Genomic DNA, 19,441 nt, shown 5'->3' with positions numbered 1-19,441 from the left:
TCGGACGCGCTCCACGTCGCCGGCCGGTCAGCGCCGGCCGGCTCCGGGGTGCGGGTGCCGGTCGTGCTTGTGCAGCGGGTCGTCGTCGCGGCTGTGACCGCCGTGCCTGTCCTGGCCGTGCATGCCGCGCATCATGAAGAACATCATCAGCGGGCAGGCGGCCACGAGAGCGAGCCAGACGAGGGTCTCCAGCGAGGCGCCGACCATCAGGGCTCCGACGACGACGATCGCGGCAGCGAGCGCGTACATGCCGTAGTTGCGCTGGCTCATCACGAGCCTCCTCGGGGAAGGACGGAGGCCGCAGCCGGTGCGGCCGGCTTTCAGGTTTTGGTGAGAGGGCCGGCGTGCAGTGCGTTCAGGCGGCTCCGGTACTCCTCTTCGTCGATCTTCCCGCGGGCGAACCGCTCCCCGAGGACCTGCTCGGGGGTCTGTGGTGCGGCGGGGGTGTGGGTGTGCTCGTGAGGCCGGTTCACGGCGCGGAAGAGCAGGACGCCCACTGCGATGATCAGCACCCAGAAGAGGATCATGCCGGCGGACATCGCGAACCAGCCCCATCCGTTGACGTCGTGGCCATACCAGAACATCGCCATTCACCTGCTTCTGATCGTTCGGCGATCGGGTGCGGGCCCGGAGGTCCGGCGCCCTGAAGGAGCCTGTGTCCTCATACGCATCGTGCCTCTCCCGGAGAGCGACGCGCTGGGGCCGGATGGTCCCGACCGAGTGGGACGTTCGGCCCCCACCAGGCAGTGGCAGTCGAGCGGAGGCTTGAAGGAGCAAGCTCGAAGGGGGCAAGCTCATTCGTGGCGTGCTGCCCAAGTGGTCAGCGAGTGTGACCCGACCCCGTGGCTCCGCCTCACTCGATGTCGAGTACCTCGTGCACGGGGCGGCGCGGCGTTTCGGGGCCCGAGGGTCCGTAGCCGAGCCTGAGCACGATGTGTACGAATCCCACGACCGACTGCGGGTCGCGGACGGCCCAGCGAAGCTCCGGCCATTCGAGGGCGTGGGAGGTGAGGGAGGTGGAGAGCCCGTCCAGGGTGGCCTGGAGCAGGACATGCTCCAGGGCCTGGCCCGCGCGCAGCCAGTCCCCTGGCCGGTCATCGGCGGTACCCAGGAGGGCGAGCTGGGGGGCGTTCTCGAACGTGGCAGCGTCGCGGCCGGGCACGGGGCGCCTGCCGGCGAAGTCGCGCACCGGGGCCTTGCCGCCGCGCTTGCGTGGGCCGAAGGCGTAGTCCGGGATCCCCTCGCTCGCCGTCTTCGTGGCATCCGCGCCGACACGGGTCCAGTGCCTGAGTTCCTCGAAGGCGACGGGGTCCAGGGCGTCGCGCCCCTCCGCGTCGTAGACCAGGTCCAGCAGCGTCTGCACATGCCATGCGTCAGGGAAGGTCAGCCGGGCCCCCTCCAGGAGGGCGGCAGCGCTCAGGGCGTCCTTGATGGCTTGAGGTATCTCCTCGTCCGTGAACGGGTGACGACTGGTGTGGCGCCGGTGGATCGCCGGGTACAGCGGGGCGAGGTCGTTCTCGGGAGATGCGGGGGTGGTCAGCCGCACCGTTGCGAGCAGTTGCGGGTCCCCAGCGTCGGGGAGCAGTTCGGTGTCCGGGTCCCAGCCCGCATGAGCCGCGGCGACGCGCAGATTGAACAGGGCTGCGGCACAGCCCAGGTGGAGTGCACGGGTGGTGGGGTCAGCACGCGGCATGGTGCGTTCGAGGTCGGAGCGCACATGGACGGTGCTGGTGTCGCGGACGAAGCGGAACTTCCACGGCTGCGCGTTGTGCATGGACGGCGCTGCGGTGGCGTCTCGGACGAACCCCGTCACGGTGTTCTCATCGAGCGCTTCTGCCGTCACGGCCACCCTCCTGGTGGACCAGACCGACCTCCTGCACCGACTGCGTCGGCGGTCTGCTTCTCACGGTAGCCCCGGCACGGGGCTGCCGCCGCTCAGCCCGCCGGCAGCGGTACGTCCCGCTCCGGTGGTGACACGCGGGAGAGCGGAGTCCGACCGGGGGTGCGCACCACCACCGATACAGTCACTTTGCCCCATTAGCCCCTTATTCCCGCTTCATCGAAGCACGGTCGTCTCCGGAAGGCAGGCCCATGGCAACACTGGTCCCGGGCAGTGAGCAGACGCTTGCCCTGAGCTTCACCGACCGCGAGTGGTGGACTGTCATCCACGGCATGGGACTCGGCGCCGCGTTCCTCCTCGCCTTCGCCGGCGGGCTCGCCGAGCTGTACAGCCTCAAACCCGCGCTGATGACACGCGAAGGCGTGGTGAAGCGGATGCGGCGAGTCAGGCTCGGCGTCACCGCGATGGCGGTGGCGGCGTGGGCGACGGTGATCACCGGGACCTGGGTCGTCTACCCGTGGTACCGGGAGAAGATCCCGAGCAGCCCCAGGTCGGAGTTGCTCGCCGACCCCGACACAGCGGACTGGCACGAGTTCGGCATGGAGTGGAAGGAGCACATCGCCTGGCTCAGCCCGATCCTGGCGACCGCCGTCGTCTTCATCGTCTGGTACTACGGGCCGGGCCTGATCCGGCACAACCGGGTCCGGCACACCACCATCGCTCTTTTCGTCCTCGCCTTCGTCTTCGCCGCGATCGCCGGGGCACTCGGCGCGTTCATCACCAAGGTCGCGCCGGTCCAGTAACAACAGGCACGAAGGGAGGCCGAAGAATGGAACCCAGTATCGGAGAGACCCCCTCCGCGGGGAGAGGGCAGGACGAATTCCCCCTCAGCGAAAAGGTGGAGGGACCGATCTCGGCGGCGATCATCGCCGCGGGCATCGGCGCCGCCGCGCTCGGTCTGCTGACCACCCTTGCCGAGGCCGACACGAGTGTGCACGACGCTCTGGAGTGGAGCGACTCGGTCGGCCCGCTCTCCGGCAAGACCACACTGGCTGTGGTGGTCTGGCTGCTGGCGTGGGCGGTACTGCACATGACGCTGCGCAACAAGCCGTACGAGACCGTGCGTGCCCTCGTCATCAGCTCGGTGCTCATCGCCCTGGGGGTACTTGGCACGTTCCCGGAATTCTTCCAGCTCTTCGCCTGAGGCGCGCATGTCGGCCGTGCTCTCATGGTGCCGAGATGCGTGCTCTCATGGTGCCGAGATGACCGAGAGAGCCCGTACTCCCGAGCCACTCCCACATGTCCGCATGTCCCGCATGGCTCAGGGCGGTGGCATGCCGGCCATGGGCGGCGGCCCCGGCGGCGCCCTGGCCACAGACGTGAACCGGTGACCTGCGAAGCCGGGCCTAGTCGGCCAGGACCAGTTGGCACGTCTCCCCCGGCTGCACGGAGACCGCACGGTCGGGCAGCCGGACGTCGATGGGTGACAGGTCGGACGAGGGCACCGCGATCTCCAGGCTCTCCCGCTCCATGCACAGCCGCACTCCCCAGTGTCCCTGGTAGCGAAGGGCGAACCCGTAGGAGGACAGCTCCGGCAGCGGCACAGGGTCCAGCCACAGAGCTCCTTGACGTGTCTCGAGCCCGGTGAGTCCACGCTGGACAAGGTCGAGGGTGCCCGCCATGGCGCCCAGGTGGATCCCCTCGCCCGTGGTCCCGCCCTGGAGATCGGCGATGTCGCCCTTGAGTGCCTCCTGGCAGAACGTCCACGCCTCGGCGCGCCGGGCCCGGGCCAGCACCCAGCCGTGGACCAGGCCGCTGAGGGTGGAACCGTGGCTGGTGCGGTGCAGGTAGTAGTCGACGGTGCGCCGCCAGGTGGTCTCGTCGAGGTGATGGCCCAGCCTGCTGAAGAGGCCCTGGAGTTCGGCGGGCGAGAAGAGGTAGCCGAGCATGAGCACGTCGGCCTGCTTGGACGCCTGGTAGCGGTTGACGGTGTCGCCCTCCGCCTCCAGGATCCGGTCCAGGCGCCGGATGTCGCCGTACCGCTCGCGATAGCTGTCCCAGTCGAGTTCCTCCAGATCGCCGTAGCCCTCGAACTGGCTGATCACGTCGGCGTGGAACGGCACATGGAGCGTGCGGGACACGTCCTCCCACAATTCGAGTTCACCGCCGTCCAGAGCCGTCCGCTCGACGAGTTCCCGCCGGCGTGGTCCGGGAAGGGTCTGCAGCACTTCGAGCGTGCGGGTCAGCACCCAGGCGGCCGTGACGTTCGTGTACGCGTTGTCGTCGAGGCCCGGAGTTTGAGCACCGAGGTAGGCGTCGTGATACTCGTCCGGTCCGACCACTCCCCGGATGCGGTACCGCCCGAGGCTCTCGTCGTACGTCGCCGAGTCCGCCCAGAAGCGAGCGATCTGCAAGAGCATCTCGGCGCCCTTGGTGTACAGGAACTCGGTGTCTCCGCTCGCCTCGCAGTACTGCCACACGTTGTAGGCGACGGCCGAGCCGACGTGGTGCTGCAGGCGTGAATGGTCGGGCAGCCAGCGCCCGGAGCGTGGGTTGAGGTGCAGCCGCTGTGTCTCCTCGCGGCCGTCGCTGCCGCTCTGCCAGGGATAGAGCGCGCCTGTCCGGCCGGCGGCGCGGGCTGCGGAACGGGCCTGTCCGAGACGTCGGTGGCGGTAGTGGAGCAGGGCGCGGGACACCTCGGGGAAGTGCAGGTTGAGATACGGCAGCACGAACAGCTCGTCCCAGAAGACATGGCCCCGGTACGCCTCGCCGTGCAGCCCTCGCGCCGGTACGCCCACGTCGAGGTCGGCGGTGTGCGGCGAGAGGGTCTGCAAAACGTGGAAGAGGTGCAGCCGCAGGATGCTGCCCGCCTCGCCGGGCACGTCCAGTTCCGCCCGGCGCCAGAGCTGGTCCCATGCCGTGATGTGCGACTCCAGCAGGTCGTCGAAGGCGGGCGCCCCGATCACCCGGTCGATCGCCGCGCGCAGCGGGTCGCTGATCGCCGGGTCGCGCGAGGTGTGCAGGGAGACGGTCTTGTCGACGGTGGTGGTGCGGCCGGGAGCCAGGTGGAGGCGCGTGTACTGGATGGCGCGCAGGGCCGCGTGATGGGTCGCTACCGGTTCGTCGGCGGTGAGGCGGGCCGCCATGCCGACGCGGATGTCCGACGTACGGGTACGGCAGCGCAGCCACACCGTGTCCGGGGCGGCGGTGTCGGTATGCACGTGCGTCAGGTGGCGGCCGTCCAGGTCCCAGTAGCGCGGCACCCCGGCGTTGGTGACGGTACCGTCGAGGGCCACCTCGACGTCGAGTTCCCCGGAGAAGTTCTCCGCCGTGAACTCGGTGCGCAGGGCCGCCAGATGAGGGTCGGCCATGTGCACGATGCGCAGTTGGCGCACGGCCAGGGTGCGGCCCTCGTCGTCGGAGTACCGCGTCCGGCGCTCCAGCATGCCGGTGGACAGGTGCAGGGTCTGGCGGTGCTCGAGGACCGTCGCGGTGTCCGGGGTGAGCCACGGTCCCGGGCCCCCGTCGCCGCGCAGGCGGAAGCGGAGGGGCAGCCAGTTGGGCAGGTTGACCATGTCCTCGTTCTCGACCGGGCGTCCGGCCACGTCGGAGGTGAGCCGGTTGTAGCAGCCCGCAGCGTACGTGCCCGGATAGTGCACGTCGTCGGCCGCGCCCTCGGGGATCGCTCCGCGGGTGGCGAAGTAGCCGTTGCCCAGCGTGCACAGGGACTCCCTGAGCCTCTCGTCCGCGGGGTTGTAGCCCTCGTACTCCCAGGTCCATCCCGTCACGTCGGTGCTCCTCCCGCGATCAGTTCTCCCAGGTCGCGAACGACGATGTGGGCACCGTGCCGCAGGAGCCCGTCCGGGGTGTCCGGACCGGCAGTGCGATCCACGCCGATGACCAGAGCGAAGCCGCCCCGACGGCCCGCCTCCACTCCTGCCAGGGCGTCCTCGACGACGGCGGTGCGGTCCGCGGGGACGCCGAGCCGGCGGGCCGCTTCCAGGAAGAGGTCGGGCCGCGGTTTGCCGGGCAGGCCGAGCCGGGCCGCCTCGCCGCCGTCGACCAGCGCGTCGAAGAGGCCGAGCACGCCGGCCCGGGTGAGAAGTTCACGGGCGTGGCGGGACGCGGAGGCCGCGGCGAGGGGCATCGCGTCCCGGCGCAGGGCGCGCAGCAGCCGTACCGTCCCCGGGTAGGCGTCGATGCCCTCCTCGCGCAGCCGCTCGGTGAACAGCCGCTCCTTGTCGGCGGCGACGTCCCGTACCGTCTCGGCGGGCAGGTCGAGGCCGCGTGAGGCGAGGAAGGCGGCGGCGCCGTCGAGGCGGGACTTGCCGTCCACGTAGCGCAGGTAGTCGTCCCCCGTGTCAAACGGGCGCCGCTGGTCGGGGTCTTCGGGCGGATGGTCACGCAGGAAGGCGTCGAAGGCTGTCTTCCACGCGGCCGCGTGCACCTTCGCCGAGTCGATGATCACTCCATCGGTGTCGAGGACGACGGCCCGGACGTCCCTCAGCGCGGGTGCGATCACGCCCAGGGACTTCCCGGAAAGGGCGGGCGGGGGGTTCACAGCCGTTCCGCCACGTAGCCGGTGAGGTCGGGCAGCCGGTTGCTGGAGCCCCACTCGTTGTCGTACCGACCGAGGGCCTTCACCAGGTCGCCGTGCGCTTGAGTCAGGGCCGAGTCGTAGGCATCCTCGTTGACGCCCATGACCACGGTCACGTCGGCTCCCTTGCATGGGGCCGAGATCGGCACCTCGCGGGCGCCCGCCTTCTTGACCCGCTCCAGTGCCCCGCGCAGGTGGTCGCGGCCGATGCGGCCGAATCCGTTGATGCCCTCTCGGACAGTCATGGACAACTCCTGAGGAGTAGAGATGAGGTGTACACGGGGGCGTTCTCCACGGTCACACCGGTTGCGGCACGATCGCCACCGGGCAGAGGACATCCCGCTTCGGCCGGGGGGGACCACGTTCACCGTCGCACCGGCGTCCGGTCGGCAAAAGGGGCGGTTCGGCCCTTGTCGGGGCCGTTCGGCACGGTTCCGGGGTCCGGCTGCCGACGAGCGGGAAGACGACGCAGCAGCCGCACGAGAACCGCGTCGGCCACCGCGGCCACGACGAAGGTCACGGCCATGGCCGCGATGAGCAGCACGGCGAACAGCTGATAGAACTCCGGCGTGAGAGTCGTACGCACTGCTCTCGCCTCCTGTCGGGAAACGCATGAAAGTTCCTTCGCTCTCATCCAACTCCCTTTTGAGGCGGGGCACTTGAGCCGAAGGGTGCGGAATCCCGTGCCAGTCGGCCCTTGTAGCCGGACAGAGGCGGGCCGCTACGCCCGCGCCGCCGCCTGCCCGTTCCCGAGATCACCGCGGCGCTGATCACCGCGCAGCACGAACGGGTCCGCACGCTTCCTTGGCACCGCGCTCGGTCGGCCGGCGCTACTGCCACTGCGTGCACGACGTCGTACACGGCACCGTCGCCCGACTCCTGTCGGGGCAGGCGTTCGCGTCGGCGACGACGGTGATGTCGAACTGCACGGCGTGGTGGTCAGTGCAGATCGCCGGCGCAGTCCTGGCACGGCGAGTCGGGGCGGAAAGCCAGGGAGAGGAAACCGTCATGACGTGAGCCCTCGCGGCCCCTCTCGGCCGACAGCGCGTTTCCATGGGGACGCGGACATGGATGAGGTAGGCACTCTCGTGTGTCCGATGGCGTGACGGCGTCGCTGGAGCGATGCTCTGCGCATGCGCAGAGACGGCTTCGCACCAGGGCGAACCCTGGGCCTGGTGGCCGCGACATCGCTGGCGGCCCTCACTACCTTCATCCGGCCTCGGTTGCTGACCTGGGGGGCGTCGAGCGATGAGGTGGCGCGCGCCTATCCGGGCGACGAGCTGGTGCCGAACGCGGATGGCTCGTCGACCATGGCCACGACGCTGCCGGCGCCGCCGGCAGAGGTTTGGCCGTGGCTGGTGCAAATGGGGTGCAACCGCGGAGGCTGGTACAGCTGGGACCGGTTGGACAATGGCGGACACCCCAGCGCCGAACGCATTGTCAGGGCCTGGCAGAGCCCGGAAGTGGGACAGCGCTTGGATGCGGTGCCGTGCGGTGAAGCTTGGTTCACTGTGGCGGTTCTCGATCCGCAGAGGACTCTGGTGCTGCGCTCAGCCCTGACACTGCCCTTCGGCCACCCCTTCGACCCGTTGGCGGGTAGCGAGCCGGGCGCGTACGTGGATTCGATCTGGGGATTCCACCTCGACCCGGCCGCCGGTGGCAGGACCCGCCTCGTGGTCCGCACCCGATCCCGCAGCCGGCCACGTCTGCTGACCAGGCCCATGGACGTGCTGTTCTGGGAACCGGCTCACCTGGTGATGCAGACCCGCCAGTTTCGCAATCTACGGATGCGTCTCAGCGCGAGGGCATGACCGCGAGGGCATGACCAAAGGCGCGCCTGAGTGTTCCGCCGGGGCGGCGGGGGCGCGCCCGGGCTCCGTCCACGACGTACCGGCCGTTCCCGGCCGCGTCGCCGGCACCGCGCGCGGCATCAGCGCACCGAGATCGATCGCCCGGTGATCTCGGCGGGGTCGATGCACAGCCACATGTCACGCGCGCCACCGGCCCATGGACCGCTGTACGCCCGCTCCTCCAGCCGGCGTACGGCGTCGGGGTCGCTCACCTCACGTGCGCGGCCGCGCACGAGCACGCTCCAGCCTCGACTGAGTGCCTCGTCGATGTGGTCGACCTCGAAGGCGACCTGGGTTCCTGCGGCTGCCGCGGGCGTCGCGTCGGGTGCGGTCCGGAAGACGACCGCATCGTCGACGACGCTGTAGTTCACCGGGACGACGACCGGGCCGACAGGGGTGGATACGGCGATTCTTCCCACGCCGTGCGTCGACAGCCGTGCGCGGCACTCCTCGGTGCTCAGTTCCACCAGCTGTGGGTGGCCGGCGGCCCGGCCGACGCCCGGTGGCAGGTCGGCGCCACCTCCGCGCAGGGCGTCCACCGTGGTCTCCAGTGCGTCGGCGAGCCGGATGAGGACGCCGGTGCCGGGCGTGGCGGTGGACTGTTCCTCCAGGTACTGAAGGTAGCTGGGGACCGTACCCGCCCGCTCGGCGGTTTCCTCCCGCGTGAGGCCGAGTTCCTCGCGGCGTTGGGCGATGCGGCGCCCCACGTCGCCCCGTGTGCCGCCCGCTGCCGCGGACGCCGCGTTCGGTGGTGTGTGTTCCGGCATCGCCGATCACTTCCTCCTGTCAGGACGCCCTGACCGTCAGGACGTCGCGACCGCCCGCCGAGGACGACCTTGAGCGCGCCGGTCCGGGCGGCCCGGGCGAAGACGTCGTACGCCTCCTCCATCCGGTCCAGCGGGAAGCTGCGGGTGACCATCGACGAGGCGGGCAGGCGGCCTGCCCTCATGCGCGGCGGGGTCGGGGTGGAGGCGAACTGATGACGACAGGGGTCGTGAGCGTGCGGTCAAGCGACTGCCGGTGGTGACCTGTCTGCTGTCGTCCGACGGACAGGAAGCAGGCGCCGCGCAGGCGGGAAGCGGACGGGGATCGCGCCCGGTGGGGCTGGACACCGGGCGCGGCCTCTGTCGTCACCCGTTCAGCGGATCGGCACGGCCCGTTCCGGCCGGTCGGTCTCCTCGACGGGTGGCAGCACCATCTCCTCGTAGCGTCCCAGCGCCAGGACGACGCCGAGCATCAGCAGCGGAATGATCACAGCGACAGCCGCCATGAGTCCTGTCCTTCCCCAGGGGATGTGCGGTGGGGGGGGTGTCTCGCCGGGTCTCCCCGGCGCGGACGGGCAAACCAGGGCGGCAAGCGGAATCGGCCGGAGGGCCGACGGAACGCGGAACCGGCCGGAAGGGCCGACGGAACCCCGCACGGCAGCCGTGTCGACGCCGGGTCTTCGGGTACGCGGGGGGCCACGAACGATCTGGAGGGGAGTCATGCAGCGAGGCAGCGACCGGCTGAACGTGCACCGCGACGACGAGATGAAGCAGGAACTGCAGGGGTTGCTCCGTTCGGGGCATCCCACGCGAACGGAGGAATGGCACGACCCGGAGCCGTACGCCGAGGACGACCCCGAGGTGACGTACGGGCCGGTGACGCCGAGCCGTGCGCCCGCCCGGGTGGAGGCGCTGCGACTGGAGCTGGCCCGGGTCCTGGGCCGTACGTCGTTCCCGGCGGGCCCGGCCGAGCTGATCCGCGTACTGCGGGGCCGGCACGCCCCGGACGGGCTCGTGGAGCCCCTGGAGCGGCTGCCCCGGAAGGCGCGCTACGACTCGGTGCACCGGCTCGCGGAGGCGGTCGTCCACGCCCAGGACGAGGCCGAGGGCGGTGCCGGGCGGCCCCCGGCCGAGGGCACGGAATCCGCACACGGCCGGGACACATAGGCACCCTGCTCGCGGGTACTGCGGGCATCGTCACGCCGACGTGGGCGTGCCCCCGCAGCCGGGGCGGAGCGACGAAAGGGCCGGAGAGCCATGGCCGAGTTCGTGAGGGAAGTCATGACGCCGGGTGTGGTGGCGGTCGGTCCGGACGCCTCGCTCGTCGAAGCGGCGCAGCTGATGCGCGCCCAGGACATCGGCGACGTCCTCGTCACCACGGAGGGGCACGTGATCGGGGTCCTCACCGACCGCGACATCACGCTGCGCGCCGTCGCCGACGGCGCCGACCCGCTGACGGTGAGCGCCCAGGCCGTCTGCACCCCGAATCCGGTCGTGATCGGCCCGGACGACGCGGTGTCCGCCGCCGTCGCGCTGATGCGCGACCACGCGATACGCCGACTCCCCGTCATGGAGGACGGGCGCCCGGTGGGCATGGTCAGCCTCGGTGACCTGGCCGTCACGCAGGACCCGGGGTCGGCGCTCGCCGACATCAGCCGGGCCGAGCCGGACGCCTGGCCGGGCACGGCCCCGACCTGACGCGCCGGACCGGGCCGGACCGGGCACCGCACCGCCCCGGCCCGACGCGCGAACAGCGACCACACGGAGACCATGAACGACGACACGGAGACCACGGAACAGCAGCCCGACCACTCCCGTACCCCCGTCCTGGAGGCCCTGGAGCACTACCGGCGCTCCGGCCGCCGCCCGTTCTCGCCGCCCGGCCACAAGGGCGGCACGGGCGTCGACGCGCGGGTCGCCCTGACGCTCGGCCCCGATGTGTTCGCGTCGGACGTGCTCGCCCTGAACGGCCTGGACGACCGGCGGATGTCGGGCCGGGTCCTGGAGCGGGCCGAGGAGCTGATGGCGGACGCGGTGGACGCGGACCGGGCGTACTTCTCGACCTGCGGCAGTTCCCTGTCGGTGAAGGCGTCGATGCTGGCGGTCGCCGGGCCGGGCGAGCAGCTGCTCGTCGCGCGGAACGCCCACAAGTCGGTGATCGCGGGGGTGATCCTGGCGGGCATCGAACCGGTGTGGGTGCGTCCGCGCTGGGACGCCGGGCACCATCTGTCGCATCCGCCGGGCCCGGAGGAGGTCGCCGAGGCCTTCGAGCGGGCGCCCGACGCGAAGGGCATGCTACTCGTCACGCCCACGGCGTACGGCACCTGCGCGGACATCGCCCGGATCGCCGAGGTGTGCCACGCGCGCGGCCGGCCGCTGATCGTCGACGAGGCGTGGGGCGCCCATCTGCCGTTCCACGAGGCCCTGCCGAGCTGGGCGATGGACGCGGGCGCCGACCTGTGTGTGACGTCGGTGCACAAGATGGGCGCGGGCCTGGAGCAGGGCTCGGTGTTCCATCTGCGCGGCGACCTGGTCGATCCGGCCGTGCTCAGGCTCCGCGGCGATCTGCTCAACACCACCAGCCCCTCGGTCCTGATGTGGGCGGCGCTGGACGGCTGGCGGCGGCAGATGGTGGAACGCGGCCGTCAACTCCTCGACCGCGCACTGACATGGGCGGGCCGGGTGCGCGAGGAGGTGGCCGCGATCCCCGGGCTCGCCCCGCTCGGCGAGGCCGAACTCGCCGGTTCCGGGCGGGCGTTCGCGTACGACCCGCTGATGGTCGTCATCGACGTCTTTGGACTCGGTACGAGCGGCTACGCGGCCGTCGAGTGGCTGCGCGACCACCACCGGGTCGACCTCGGACTCGGCGACCACCGGCGCGTGGTCGCCCAACTCACCCACGCCGACACGGAGGAGAGCTGCGTGGCCCTGCTCGACGCCCTGACGGAACTCGTGAAACGGCGCGACTCGCTGCCGCCACCGCCGCCCGTCCGGTTGCCCGAACCCGATGAGCTGGAGCTGGAGGGAGTGATGCTCCCCCGGGACGCCTTCTTCGGCCCGGTGGACCAGGTGCCGCTGGAGGACACCGTGGGCCGGGTCGCCGCGGAACCCGCGAGCCCCTATCCGCCCGGCGTGCCGGTCCTCTGCCCGGGCGAGCGGATCAACCGGGCGGTGATGGAGTACCTCAGGTCCGGTGTGGAGCACGGCATGTACGTGCCGGACCCCTCGGACCCGGAGCTGCGCACGCTGCGGGTGGTGGCCCGATGAACCGTGACCAGGCCACCGAGATCAGCGCGACGTCCCACTCGGTCGACGTCGGCGAGGCGACCACCCGGTATCTGCTGTACGGCCTGCTGCCCTCGTGGTTCGTGCCGGGGGTCGCCGACTGGGTGATGCACCGGCGGACCCGCATCGAGGACACGGCGGGTACGAAGGAGTCGCTGATCCACTCGCTGATGATGGCGGAGGTCGGCATCCCCATCGCGCTGACCCTGCGCTACGAGATCAACCCCCTGCTGCTGTCCGTGCAGTTGGCGGGGACCGCGGCCCACGAGGCGACCGCGCTGTGGGACGTGCGGACCGCCGTCGAGAGCGACCGCGAGGTCAGGCCCGTCGAGCAGCACATCCACAGCTTCCTGGAATCGCTGCCCTTCGGGGCGCTCTCCGCCCTGATGTGTCTGCACCACGACCAGGTCAAGTCCCTGCTGGGGGGCGGGCGTTCGGATCCGGACGCCTGGCGGCTCGTACCACGCAGAAGGCCGCTGTCGCCCGGCTATCTCGCGGGCATCGGCGTCGCGATCGGCGCCTGTGTCCTGCTGCCGTACGGCGAGGAACTGCTGCGCTGCGTCCGGGCCGGACGCAGGCGGCGGAAGAAGACAGAGAAAGGAGAGTGAGCACCCATGCGTATCGCGTTTCTGACCGCACCCGAGGGTGTCGAGCAGATCGAGCTGACCGACCCCTGGCAGGCGGCGGCGAACGCCGGCCACGAGCCCGTGCTGGTGTCGACGAAGCCCGGCCATGTCCAGGCCTTCAACCATCTCGACAAGGCGGACACGTTCCCCGTGGACGACGTCGTCGGCGAGGTGCCGGCCGAGTCGTTCGACGCGCTGGTCCTGCCGGGCGGGGTGGCCAATCCGGACTTCCTGCGCATGGACGAGCGGGCGGTGTCCTTCGTCCGGGAGTTCTTCGAGCGGGGCCGGCCGGTCGCCGCGATCTGTCACGCCCCGTGGACGCTGGTCGAGGCGGACGTGGTCCGCGGCCGGGTCCTGACCTCGTGGCCGAGCCTGCGCACGGACATCCGCAACGCGGGCGGCACCTGGGTCGACGAGCAGGTCAAGATCTGCGACCACGGCCCGAACAAGCTGATCACCAGCCGCAAGCCGGACGACCTCAAGGCGTTCTGCGAGGCGTTCCTCGATGTGTTCGCCCAGGAGGCCGCCGGATGAGCTCCCCCATGGACCGCAAACAGCGACAGCGTGAGGCCGCCCACCCGGCGGACCCGGCGTCGGGTCCTCTCACCACCGACCAGGGTGTGGCCGTCGACCACACCGACGACTCCCTGACCGTCGGCGAGCGTGGGCCGACGCTGATGGAGGACTTCCACTTCCGGGAGAAGCTCACCCACTTCGACCACGAGCGGATCCCCGAGCGGGTGGTGCACGCACGGGGCGCGGGCGCGTACGGCTACTTCGAACCGTACGAGTCCTGCGCCGAGTTCACCCGCGCCGCGTTCCTCCAGGACCCGTCGGTCCGGACCCCGGTCTTCGTGCGGTTCTCGACCGTGCAGGGGCCCAAGGGCTCGGCGGACACCGTGCGGGACGTACGCGGCTTCGCCACCAAGTTCTATACGTCGGAAGGCAATTACGACCTCGTCGGGAACAACTTTCCCGTCTTCTTCATCCAGGACGGCATCAAGTTTCCCGACTTCGTGCACGCGGTGAAGCCGGAGCCGCACAACGACATCCCGACGGGCGCGTCCGCACATGACACGCTCTGGGACTTCGTGTCCCTGCAACCGGAGACACTGCACGCGATCATGTGGCTGATGTCCGACCGGGCGATCCCGCGCAGCTACCGCATGATGCAGGGCTTCGGCGTGCACACCTTCCGCTTCGTGACCGCCGACGGGCGGGGCACCTTCGTCAAGTTCCACTGGAAGCCGAAGCTGGGCACGCACTCACTGGTGTGGGACGAGGCGCAGGAGTGCCAGGGCCGGGACCCGGACTTCAACCGCCGGGACCTGTGGAACGCGATCGAGGCCGGCGAGTACCCGGAGTGGGAGCTGGGCGTCCAACTCGTCCCCGAAGAGGACGAGTTCGCCTTCGACTTCGATCTGCTCGACGCCACGAAGATCATCCCTGAGGAGCAGGTGCCGGTACGGCCGATCGGCCGCATGGTGCTCGACCGCAACCCCGAGAACTTCTTCGCGGAGACGGAGCAGGTCGCCTTCCACACCGCCAACGTGGTCCCCGGCATCGACTTCACCAACGACCCGCTGCTCCAGGCCCGCAACTTCTCCTATCTGGACACCCAGTTGATCCGCCTCGGCGGCCCCAACTTCAGTCAACTGCCGGTGAACCGCCCGGTGGCACCCGTACGCACCAACCAGCGCGACGGCTACCACCAGTCCGCGATCCACGGCGGCACGAACTACTTCCCGAACTCCCTCGGCGGCGGCTGCCCGGCCCACGCGGGCGTCGACGGCAACGCCTACACCCACTACGCCGAGCGCGTCGACGGCGCCAAGATCCGCCGCCGCAGCGAGAGTTTCAAGGACCACCACAGCCAGCCCGCCATGTTCTGGAACAGCATGGCCCCCTGGGAGAAGCAGCACATCGTGGCCGCCTTCCGCTTCGAACTCGGCAAGGTCGGCGCCCTCACCGTCCGCGCCCGCACGGTCGAGCAACTGGCGAAGGTGGACCCGGAGTTGGCGGCCGAGGTGGCGAAGGGCGTCGGCGTCCCGGTCCCGACGGACGCCGAGCCGGTGGCGTACAAGCTCACCTCCCCCGCGCTCAGCCTGGAGTCCCAGCGCGGCCCCGGCTCCATCCGCACCCGCCAGATCGCCGTACTCGTCGCCGACGGCGTGGACGCCGACCAGGTGACCGGCGTGCGGGAGGCCCTGGCCGCCGAGGGCGCGATCGTCGAGGCCCTCGCGGCCCAGGACGGCACCGTACGCGGCTCGGACGGCGCGGAGTACACCGTGGACCGCGCCCTGCCGACCGTGGCCTCCGTCCTCTACGACGCGGTCCTCCTCCCGGGCGGCCCCGTCGCCACCCCGTCCCCGTCGACCGACCCCGACGCCATGCGCTTCGTCCGCGACGCCTACCGCCACGGCAAACCGGTGGGTGCCCTCGGCTCGGGCGTAGGCATCGTCGCCGCCCTGCAACCCGAGGGAGTACGACTCTCCTCCGAGTTCCACCACGTGGTGACCGACCGAGGAGTCGTGACGGACACGGCCCAGGGCACGGCCGGCGAGGACTTCATCCGAGAGTTCGTGGGGGCGATCGCGGCACATCGCCACTGGGACCGCCCACCGACCCGCTGCTGACGACGGTGACGGGCCGGGCCGCCCCGAAGGGGCAGGCCCGGCCCGTCAGGGGCGCGGGGCGCACACATCAAGCCGCGCACATCAAGCCGCGAACTGTCACCGGCGCTCGAACTATGGTCGCCGCCCCAGCAGACACAACAACCTGGTCTGCGCGTCAGCGCCCGGCGGCGGCTCCACCGGCGCCCCGAACAACCCGCTCTTCTCCAGGTCACCCGCATACGGAGTGATCTCCTCCACGGCGAACCCCACCAGTTCTTCGGGCAGCCGCTCGTCGAACCCGATCGCCCGGGACAGGTCCCACGCATGCACGACGAGATCGGCGACCATCTGCGCGCAGTACGCGGTCGCCGGAGTGTCCCCGTACGACAGATGAACCGTACGTTCGAGCGCGCCGGGCGCGGCGAACGCCTCCCGCGCGGAATGCGCCGCCGTGTCCCAGGACGCCGCGGGGTCCGGCCCCAGCAGGTCCCCCTCGAACGTGTCGCCGACCTCCTCGATCATGCAGCCGTCCCGCACCAGCGACGGTACCCACAGCTGCTCGGACACAAGGTGGTTGACGAGGTCGCGGACCGTCCACTCGGCGCAGGGGGTACCCGCCCCCCACTGGTCCTCGCGCACCGCGTGGACCCGCGCGCCGAAGAGGTCCTGCGCCTCGGTATGCCGGGTGAGCAGCGCACTCGCCTCGGCGCCCGACGTCATGCCGGCCCTCGCTCCCGCGCGCCGTCACGCGTGCGCCCCGGGGTGACCGGCCGGCGCGGGTGGCGGCGCAGATACTCGCCCTCCAGTTTCGCCATCCGTTCATTGTGGGTGCGCAGCGCTTCGCTCGATCCGTGCAGCAGCGTGTCATGGCGTGTGCGGTGGATCGACTCCAGCTCCTTCATCAACTGCTGGTCGTCCAGTTGGTCCGGGTGCACTCCGGTCATGGTGGTACCCCGATCTTCGTGTTCCTCCATGAGGTCCGGGTACCCGCCCGGCAAGCGTTACCCCGAGCGGCATCCGGGAGGGAGCCATGGATCTCGCGTTTCTCCATCCACTGTACGAACATCCCGGGCCCTGGGCCTCTGTGTACGTCGGTTCGTCCGCGCCTTCGGAGTCCATGGCCCATGAACGGTCGCTGACGGCGGCCGCCGTCTCCCATGAGCTGGCCGAGCAGGGAGCGGACGAGGCGACCTGCCGGGCCGTGCACCGGGCTGTGGAGGAGCTGCGCCACGACGCCGAGCCGCACGGCCGGGCGTTCTTCGCCCGCGACGGCCAGGTGGTCCTGGACCCGCCGCTCACCTCGCCGCCCCCGGCGAACCAGGCCTTCTGGTCCCCGCTGCCCCGTACGGCACCGCTGCTGGAGCTGGCCGGGGAGGACCCGGTGTGCCTGGTGGCGTACGTCGACCGGCGGGGCGCGCGGTTCGAGCTGCGCGGCGCCCTGGGTGGCGAGGACGCCGGGGCGGTGGCCGGGCGGCAGTGGCCGCTGCACCGCACGAGCACGGCCGACTGGTCGGAGCGGCACTTCCAGCTGCGGGTGGAGAACACCTGGGAGCACAATGCGGCGGAGGTCGCCGACGCCCTCGCCGTGTGCCAGGAGGAGACCCGCGCCGACCTGCTGATCCTCGTCGGTGAGGACCGCGAGCGGCACGCCGTGCGGGACCGGCTGCCGCAGCCGCTGCTCGACCGGGTCGTCGAGGCCCCGCACGGGGCGGGCAGCAGGCTGCTCGACGAGGACGTGGAGCGGGTCCGCGCCGAGCACGTACGCCGCCGGGCCACCGACGAGATCGAGCGGTTCCTGGCGGCGCGCAGCCCGGACGCCGAGGGACGCCCGGGGGCCGTGGAGGACGTGGCCGAGCTGGTGGAGGCGGCGCGCGAGCACCGCATCGACGAGCTGCTCGTCCGCCCCGAGGGACCCGACACGCACCGGGCGCTGTGGGTCGGCGAGGACCCCGACCAGCTGGCCGTACGCCGTACGGAGCTGCGGACGCTCGGGCTCGCCGAGGACCACGTCCTGTCGGCCCGCGCGGACGACGCGCTGCTGCGGTCCGTCGTGACGACCGGTGCCCCCGCGATCTCCGTGACGGCGGCGGCCGGGGCCACGGAGCGCGAGGTGCCGGTCGGCGGACTGGGCGCGCTGCTGCGCTGGAAGTGACTCGTCCGGCAGGGAGCCGGTGTGGCTAGCGGGCGCGCTCCACGCGCCGCTCGTCCCACACCGGCTCCGGTGTCTCCCGTACGCGGCCGTCGGAGCCGAAGACGAGATAGCGGTCGAACGAGCGAGCGAACCAGCGGTCGTGGGTGACCGCGAGGACCGTCCCGTCGAAGGCCTCCAGCCCTTCCTGAAGGGCCTCGGCCGACTCCAGGTCGAGGTTGTCGGTGGGCTCGTCGAGGAGCAGGGCGGTGACGCCCTGTAGTTCCAGGAGCAGGATCTGGAAGCGGGCCTGCTGGCCTCCGGAGAGGCGGTCGAAGGGCTGCTCGGCCTGCTTGGTCAGCTCGTAGCGGCGCAGCCGGGACATGGCGGCGCCCCGGTCCTGGGCGTGCTCCTTCCACAGGATGTCGAGCAGCGTCCGCCCCTGGAGCTCCGGATGGGCGTGCGTCTGCGCGAAGTGCCCGGGGACGACCCTGGCGCCGAGCTTCCACTGACCGGTGTGGGCGACGTCGTCGCCGGCGAGCAGACGCAGGAAGTGGGACTTGCCGGAGCCGTTGGAACCGAGGACGGCGACGCGTTCGCCGTAGAAGACCTCCAGATCGAAGGGCTTCATCAGCCCGGAAAGCTCAAGTCCCTCGCAGGTGACGGCCCTTATGCCCGTACGGCCGCCCTTGATCCGCATCCTGATGTCCTGCTCGCGCGGCGGCTCCGGCGGCGGCCCGGCCTCCTCGAACTTGCGCAGCCGGGTTTGGGCGGCGGCGTATCGCGAGGCCATCTCATGGCTGACCGCAGCGGCTTGACGGAGTGTCAGCACCAGCTTCTTCAGCTGGGCGTGCTTCTCGTCCCAGCGTCGCCGCAGTTCCTCGAAGCGCTCGAAGCGCTGTCGCCGCGCCTCGTGGTACGTGTCGAACCCGCCGCCGTGCACCCAGGCGTCCGCGCCCGCGGGGCCCGGCTCCACGCTCACGATCTTCTCGGCGGCGCGGGAGAGCAGCTCCCGGTCGTGCGACACGAACAGCACGGTCTTGCGGGTCTCCTTGAGCCGCTCCTCCAGCCAGCGCTTGCCGGGTACGTCGAGGTAGTTGTCGGGCTCGTCGAGCAGCAGCACCTCGTCGGTGCCGCGCAGCAGCGCTTCGAGGACGAGCCGCTTCTGCTCGCCGCCGGACAGTGTTCGCACCTGCCGCCACTGCGCCTTCTCGTACGGCATCCCGAGCGCGGCCGTGGTGCAGATGTCCCACAGCGTCTCCGCCTCGTAGCCGCGCACCTCGGCCCAGTCGGAGAGGGCCTGCGCGTACTTCAGCTGGGCCGCCTCGTCGTCCACGGTCAGGATCCCGTGCTCGGCGGCGTCGACCGCCTCGGCCGCCTCCCGGATCCTCGGCTGCGCCACCGACACCAGCAGGTCCCGCACGGTCGACTCGTCCCGCACGGACCCCACGAACTGCCGCATCACCCCGAGCCCCCCGGTGACGGTCACCGAGCCCCCGTGCGGCTTCAGCTCCCCCGAGATCAACCGCAGCAACGTCGTCTTCCCGGCCCCGTTGGGCCCGACGAGCGCGACGACCGCCCCCTCCCCCACCCGGAAGGACACATCACCGAGCAGCGCCCTCCCGTCCGGCAGGTAGTACTCCAGATGAGCGGCTTCAAGGTGTCCCATGGGGCGCATTGTCCGAGGCCGGGGAGCCGCTCGGCAAATCCGTTTCCGCCACGGCACCCAGCTGCCG

23 protein-coding genes and 1 pseudogene are annotated in these 19,441 nt (G+C 71.0%); 11 read left to right on the top strand and 13 right to left on the bottom strand.

Features of this window, described 5'->3' with window-relative positions:
• Nucleotides 1–27 precede the first annotated feature (27 nt).
• The 3 genes from JIX55_RS40920 to JIX55_RS40910 all read right to left on the bottom strand — a co-directional run bounded on the left by JIX55_RS40920 (nucleotide 28) and on the right by JIX55_RS40910 (nucleotide 1,843).
• Nucleotides 28–270, bottom strand: a complete 243-nt coding sequence (locus tag JIX55_RS40920; protein ID WP_257568254.1) for a DUF2933 domain-containing protein — start codon at nucleotides 268–270, stop codon at nucleotides 28–30.
• A 50-nt stretch (nucleotides 271–320) separates the two neighbouring features.
• Entirely contained in the window at nucleotides 321–584 is a 264-nt protein-coding gene (locus JIX55_RS40915; protein WP_257569650.1) for an SHOCT domain-containing protein, read from the bottom strand.
• A gap of 269 nt (nucleotides 585–853) precedes the next feature.
• Nucleotides 854–1,843 (bottom strand): Acg family FMN-binding oxidoreductase, encoded by a 990-nt coding sequence (locus tag JIX55_RS40910; RefSeq protein ID WP_257568253.1) that lies wholly within the window; start codon nucleotides 1,841–1,843, stop codon nucleotides 854–856.
• 248 nt (nucleotides 1,844–2,091) lie between these two features.
• Here JIX55_RS40910 and JIX55_RS40905 point away from each other — a divergent pair, with 248 nt between their 5' ends.
• The 3 genes from JIX55_RS40905 to JIX55_RS40895 are packed head-to-tail and all read left to right on the top strand — an operon-like array spanning nucleotide 2,092 to nucleotide 3,231.
• The gene (locus JIX55_RS40905) at nucleotides 2,092–2,643 is read left to right on the top strand and encodes a hypothetical protein (protein ID WP_257568252.1); all 552 of its coding nucleotides are present in this window, start codon (nucleotides 2,092–2,094) and stop codon (nucleotides 2,641–2,643) included.
• A gap of 26 nt (nucleotides 2,644–2,669) precedes the next feature.
• Nucleotides 2,670–3,044: a hypothetical protein gene (locus tag JIX55_RS40900; RefSeq protein WP_257568251.1), complete on the top strand. Its 375-nt coding sequence runs from the start codon at nucleotides 2,670–2,672 to the stop codon at nucleotides 3,042–3,044.
• A gap of 58 nt (nucleotides 3,045–3,102) precedes the next feature.
• The gene (locus JIX55_RS40895) at nucleotides 3,103–3,231 is read left to right on the top strand and encodes a hypothetical protein (protein WP_257568250.1); all 129 of its coding nucleotides are present in this window, start codon (nucleotides 3,103–3,105) and stop codon (nucleotides 3,229–3,231) included.
• Nucleotides 3,232–3,246: 15 nt separating this feature from the next.
• Here the strand turns inward: JIX55_RS40895 and JIX55_RS40890 are convergent, their stop codons facing one another.
• The 4 genes from JIX55_RS40890 to JIX55_RS40875 form a co-directional block, all read right to left on the bottom strand.
• Entirely contained in the window at nucleotides 3,247–5,628 is a 2,382-nt protein-coding gene (locus JIX55_RS40890; RefSeq protein ID WP_257568249.1) for a glycoside hydrolase family 65 protein, read from the bottom strand.
• The gene (locus tag JIX55_RS40885) at nucleotides 5,625–6,401 is read right to left on the bottom strand and encodes an HAD family hydrolase (protein WP_257568247.1); all 777 of its coding nucleotides are present in this window, start codon (nucleotides 6,399–6,401) and stop codon (nucleotides 5,625–5,627) included. The genes JIX55_RS40890 and JIX55_RS40885 overlap by 4 nt, the downstream gene beginning before the upstream one ends.
• Nucleotides 6,398–6,682 (bottom strand): hypothetical protein, encoded by a 285-nt coding sequence (locus tag JIX55_RS51640; protein ID WP_443046775.1) that lies wholly within the window; start codon nucleotides 6,680–6,682, stop codon nucleotides 6,398–6,400. Before JIX55_RS51640 ends, JIX55_RS40885 begins: the two co-directional genes overlap by 4 nt.
• A 119-nt stretch (nucleotides 6,683–6,801) precedes the next feature.
• Nucleotides 6,802–7,023 (bottom strand): hypothetical protein, encoded by a 222-nt coding sequence (locus tag JIX55_RS40875; protein WP_257568245.1) that lies wholly within the window; start codon nucleotides 7,021–7,023, stop codon nucleotides 6,802–6,804.
• Between the two features lie 547 nt (nucleotides 7,024–7,570).
• Between JIX55_RS40875 and JIX55_RS40870 the strand changes: the two genes are divergently transcribed.
• Nucleotides 7,571–8,248 (top strand): hypothetical protein, encoded by a 678-nt coding sequence (locus JIX55_RS40870; protein WP_257568244.1) that lies wholly within the window; start codon nucleotides 7,571–7,573, stop codon nucleotides 8,246–8,248.
• A gap of 119 nt (nucleotides 8,249–8,367) precedes the next feature.
• Here JIX55_RS40870 and JIX55_RS40865 read toward each other — a convergent pair whose 3' ends face one another.
• The 3 genes and pseudogenes from JIX55_RS40865 to JIX55_RS40855 all read right to left on the bottom strand — a co-directional run bounded on the left by JIX55_RS40865 (nucleotide 8,368) and on the right by JIX55_RS40855 (nucleotide 9,557).
• Nucleotides 8,368–9,054 (bottom strand): helix-turn-helix domain-containing protein, encoded by a 687-nt coding sequence (locus tag JIX55_RS40865; protein WP_257568243.1) that lies wholly within the window; start codon nucleotides 9,052–9,054, stop codon nucleotides 8,368–8,370.
• Between the two features lie 53 nt (nucleotides 9,055–9,107).
• Nucleotides 9,108–9,257 (bottom strand): annotated as a pseudogene (locus JIX55_RS40860) (alcohol dehydrogenase); the annotation flags it as partial.
• Between the two features lie 168 nt (nucleotides 9,258–9,425).
• Nucleotides 9,426–9,557 (bottom strand): hypothetical protein, encoded by a 132-nt coding sequence (locus JIX55_RS40855; protein ID WP_257537878.1) that lies wholly within the window; start codon nucleotides 9,555–9,557, stop codon nucleotides 9,426–9,428.
• 214 nt (nucleotides 9,558–9,771) lie between these two features.
• Between JIX55_RS40855 and JIX55_RS40850 the strand changes: the two genes are divergently transcribed.
• The 6 genes from JIX55_RS40850 to JIX55_RS40825 all read left to right on the top strand — a co-directional run bounded on the left by JIX55_RS40850 (nucleotide 9,772) and on the right by JIX55_RS40825 (nucleotide 15,598).
• The gene (locus JIX55_RS40850) at nucleotides 9,772–10,218 is read left to right on the top strand and encodes a DUF2795 domain-containing protein (RefSeq protein WP_257568242.1); all 447 of its coding nucleotides are present in this window, start codon (nucleotides 9,772–9,774) and stop codon (nucleotides 10,216–10,218) included.
• 90 nt (nucleotides 10,219–10,308) lie between these two features.
• A complete protein-coding gene (locus tag JIX55_RS40845) occupies nucleotides 10,309–10,749 on the top strand; it encodes a CBS domain-containing protein (protein ID WP_257568241.1) in 441 nt (146 codons plus the stop codon).
• Nucleotides 10,750–10,821: 72 nt separating this feature from the next.
• A complete protein-coding gene (locus tag JIX55_RS40840) occupies nucleotides 10,822–12,318 on the top strand; it encodes an aminotransferase class I/II-fold pyridoxal phosphate-dependent enzyme (protein WP_257568240.1) in 1,497 nt (498 codons plus the stop codon).
• Complete coding sequence (locus JIX55_RS40835) at nucleotides 12,315–12,944, top strand: diguanylate cyclase (protein ID WP_257568239.1); 630 nt, start codon at nucleotides 12,315–12,317, stop codon at nucleotides 12,942–12,944. The genes JIX55_RS40840 and JIX55_RS40835 overlap by 4 nt, the downstream gene beginning before the upstream one ends.
• Before the next feature lie 6 nt (nucleotides 12,945–12,950).
• Nucleotides 12,951–13,496, top strand: coding sequence for a type 1 glutamine amidotransferase domain-containing protein (locus JIX55_RS40830; protein ID WP_257568238.1), 546 nt, complete (start codon nucleotides 12,951–12,953; stop codon nucleotides 13,494–13,496).
• Complete coding sequence (locus JIX55_RS40825) at nucleotides 13,493–15,598, top strand: catalase (protein WP_257568237.1); 2,106 nt, start codon at nucleotides 13,493–13,495, stop codon at nucleotides 15,596–15,598. The genes JIX55_RS40830 and JIX55_RS40825 overlap by 4 nt, the downstream gene beginning before the upstream one ends.
• A gap of 111 nt (nucleotides 15,599–15,709) precedes the next feature.
• Here the strand turns inward: JIX55_RS40825 and JIX55_RS40820 are convergent, their stop codons facing one another.
• Both JIX55_RS40820 and JIX55_RS40815 read right to left on the bottom strand, forming a co-directional pair.
• Nucleotides 15,710–16,297 (bottom strand): TIGR03086 family metal-binding protein, encoded by a 588-nt coding sequence (locus tag JIX55_RS40820; protein ID WP_257568236.1) that lies wholly within the window; start codon nucleotides 16,295–16,297, stop codon nucleotides 15,710–15,712.
• Nucleotides 16,294–16,551, bottom strand: coding sequence for a DUF6158 family protein (locus JIX55_RS40815; protein ID WP_257568235.1), 258 nt, complete (start codon nucleotides 16,549–16,551; stop codon nucleotides 16,294–16,296). The genes JIX55_RS40820 and JIX55_RS40815 overlap by 4 nt, the downstream gene beginning before the upstream one ends.
• Before the next feature lie 56 nt (nucleotides 16,552–16,607).
• Here JIX55_RS40815 and JIX55_RS40810 point away from each other — a divergent pair, with 56 nt between their 5' ends.
• Complete coding sequence (locus JIX55_RS40810) at nucleotides 16,608–17,729, top strand: baeRF2 domain-containing protein (protein WP_257568234.1); 1,122 nt, start codon at nucleotides 16,608–16,610, stop codon at nucleotides 17,727–17,729.
• A gap of 25 nt (nucleotides 17,730–17,754) precedes the next feature.
• Here JIX55_RS40810 and JIX55_RS40805 read toward each other — a convergent pair whose 3' ends face one another.
• Complete coding sequence (locus JIX55_RS40805; RefSeq protein WP_257568233.1) at nucleotides 17,755–19,374, bottom strand: ABC-F family ATP-binding cassette domain-containing protein; 1,620 nt, start codon at nucleotides 19,372–19,374, stop codon at nucleotides 17,755–17,757.
• Nucleotides 19,375–19,441 lie beyond the last annotated feature (67 nt).

The sequence above is a fragment of the Streptomyces sp. DSM 40750 genome (assembly GCF_024612035.1).
GTDB lineage: Bacteria > Actinomycetota > Actinomycetes > Streptomycetales > Streptomycetaceae > Streptomyces.
The sequence above is the reverse complement of the archived record's forward strand: the minus strand, read 5'-3'. Positions and strand labels throughout refer to the sequence as shown.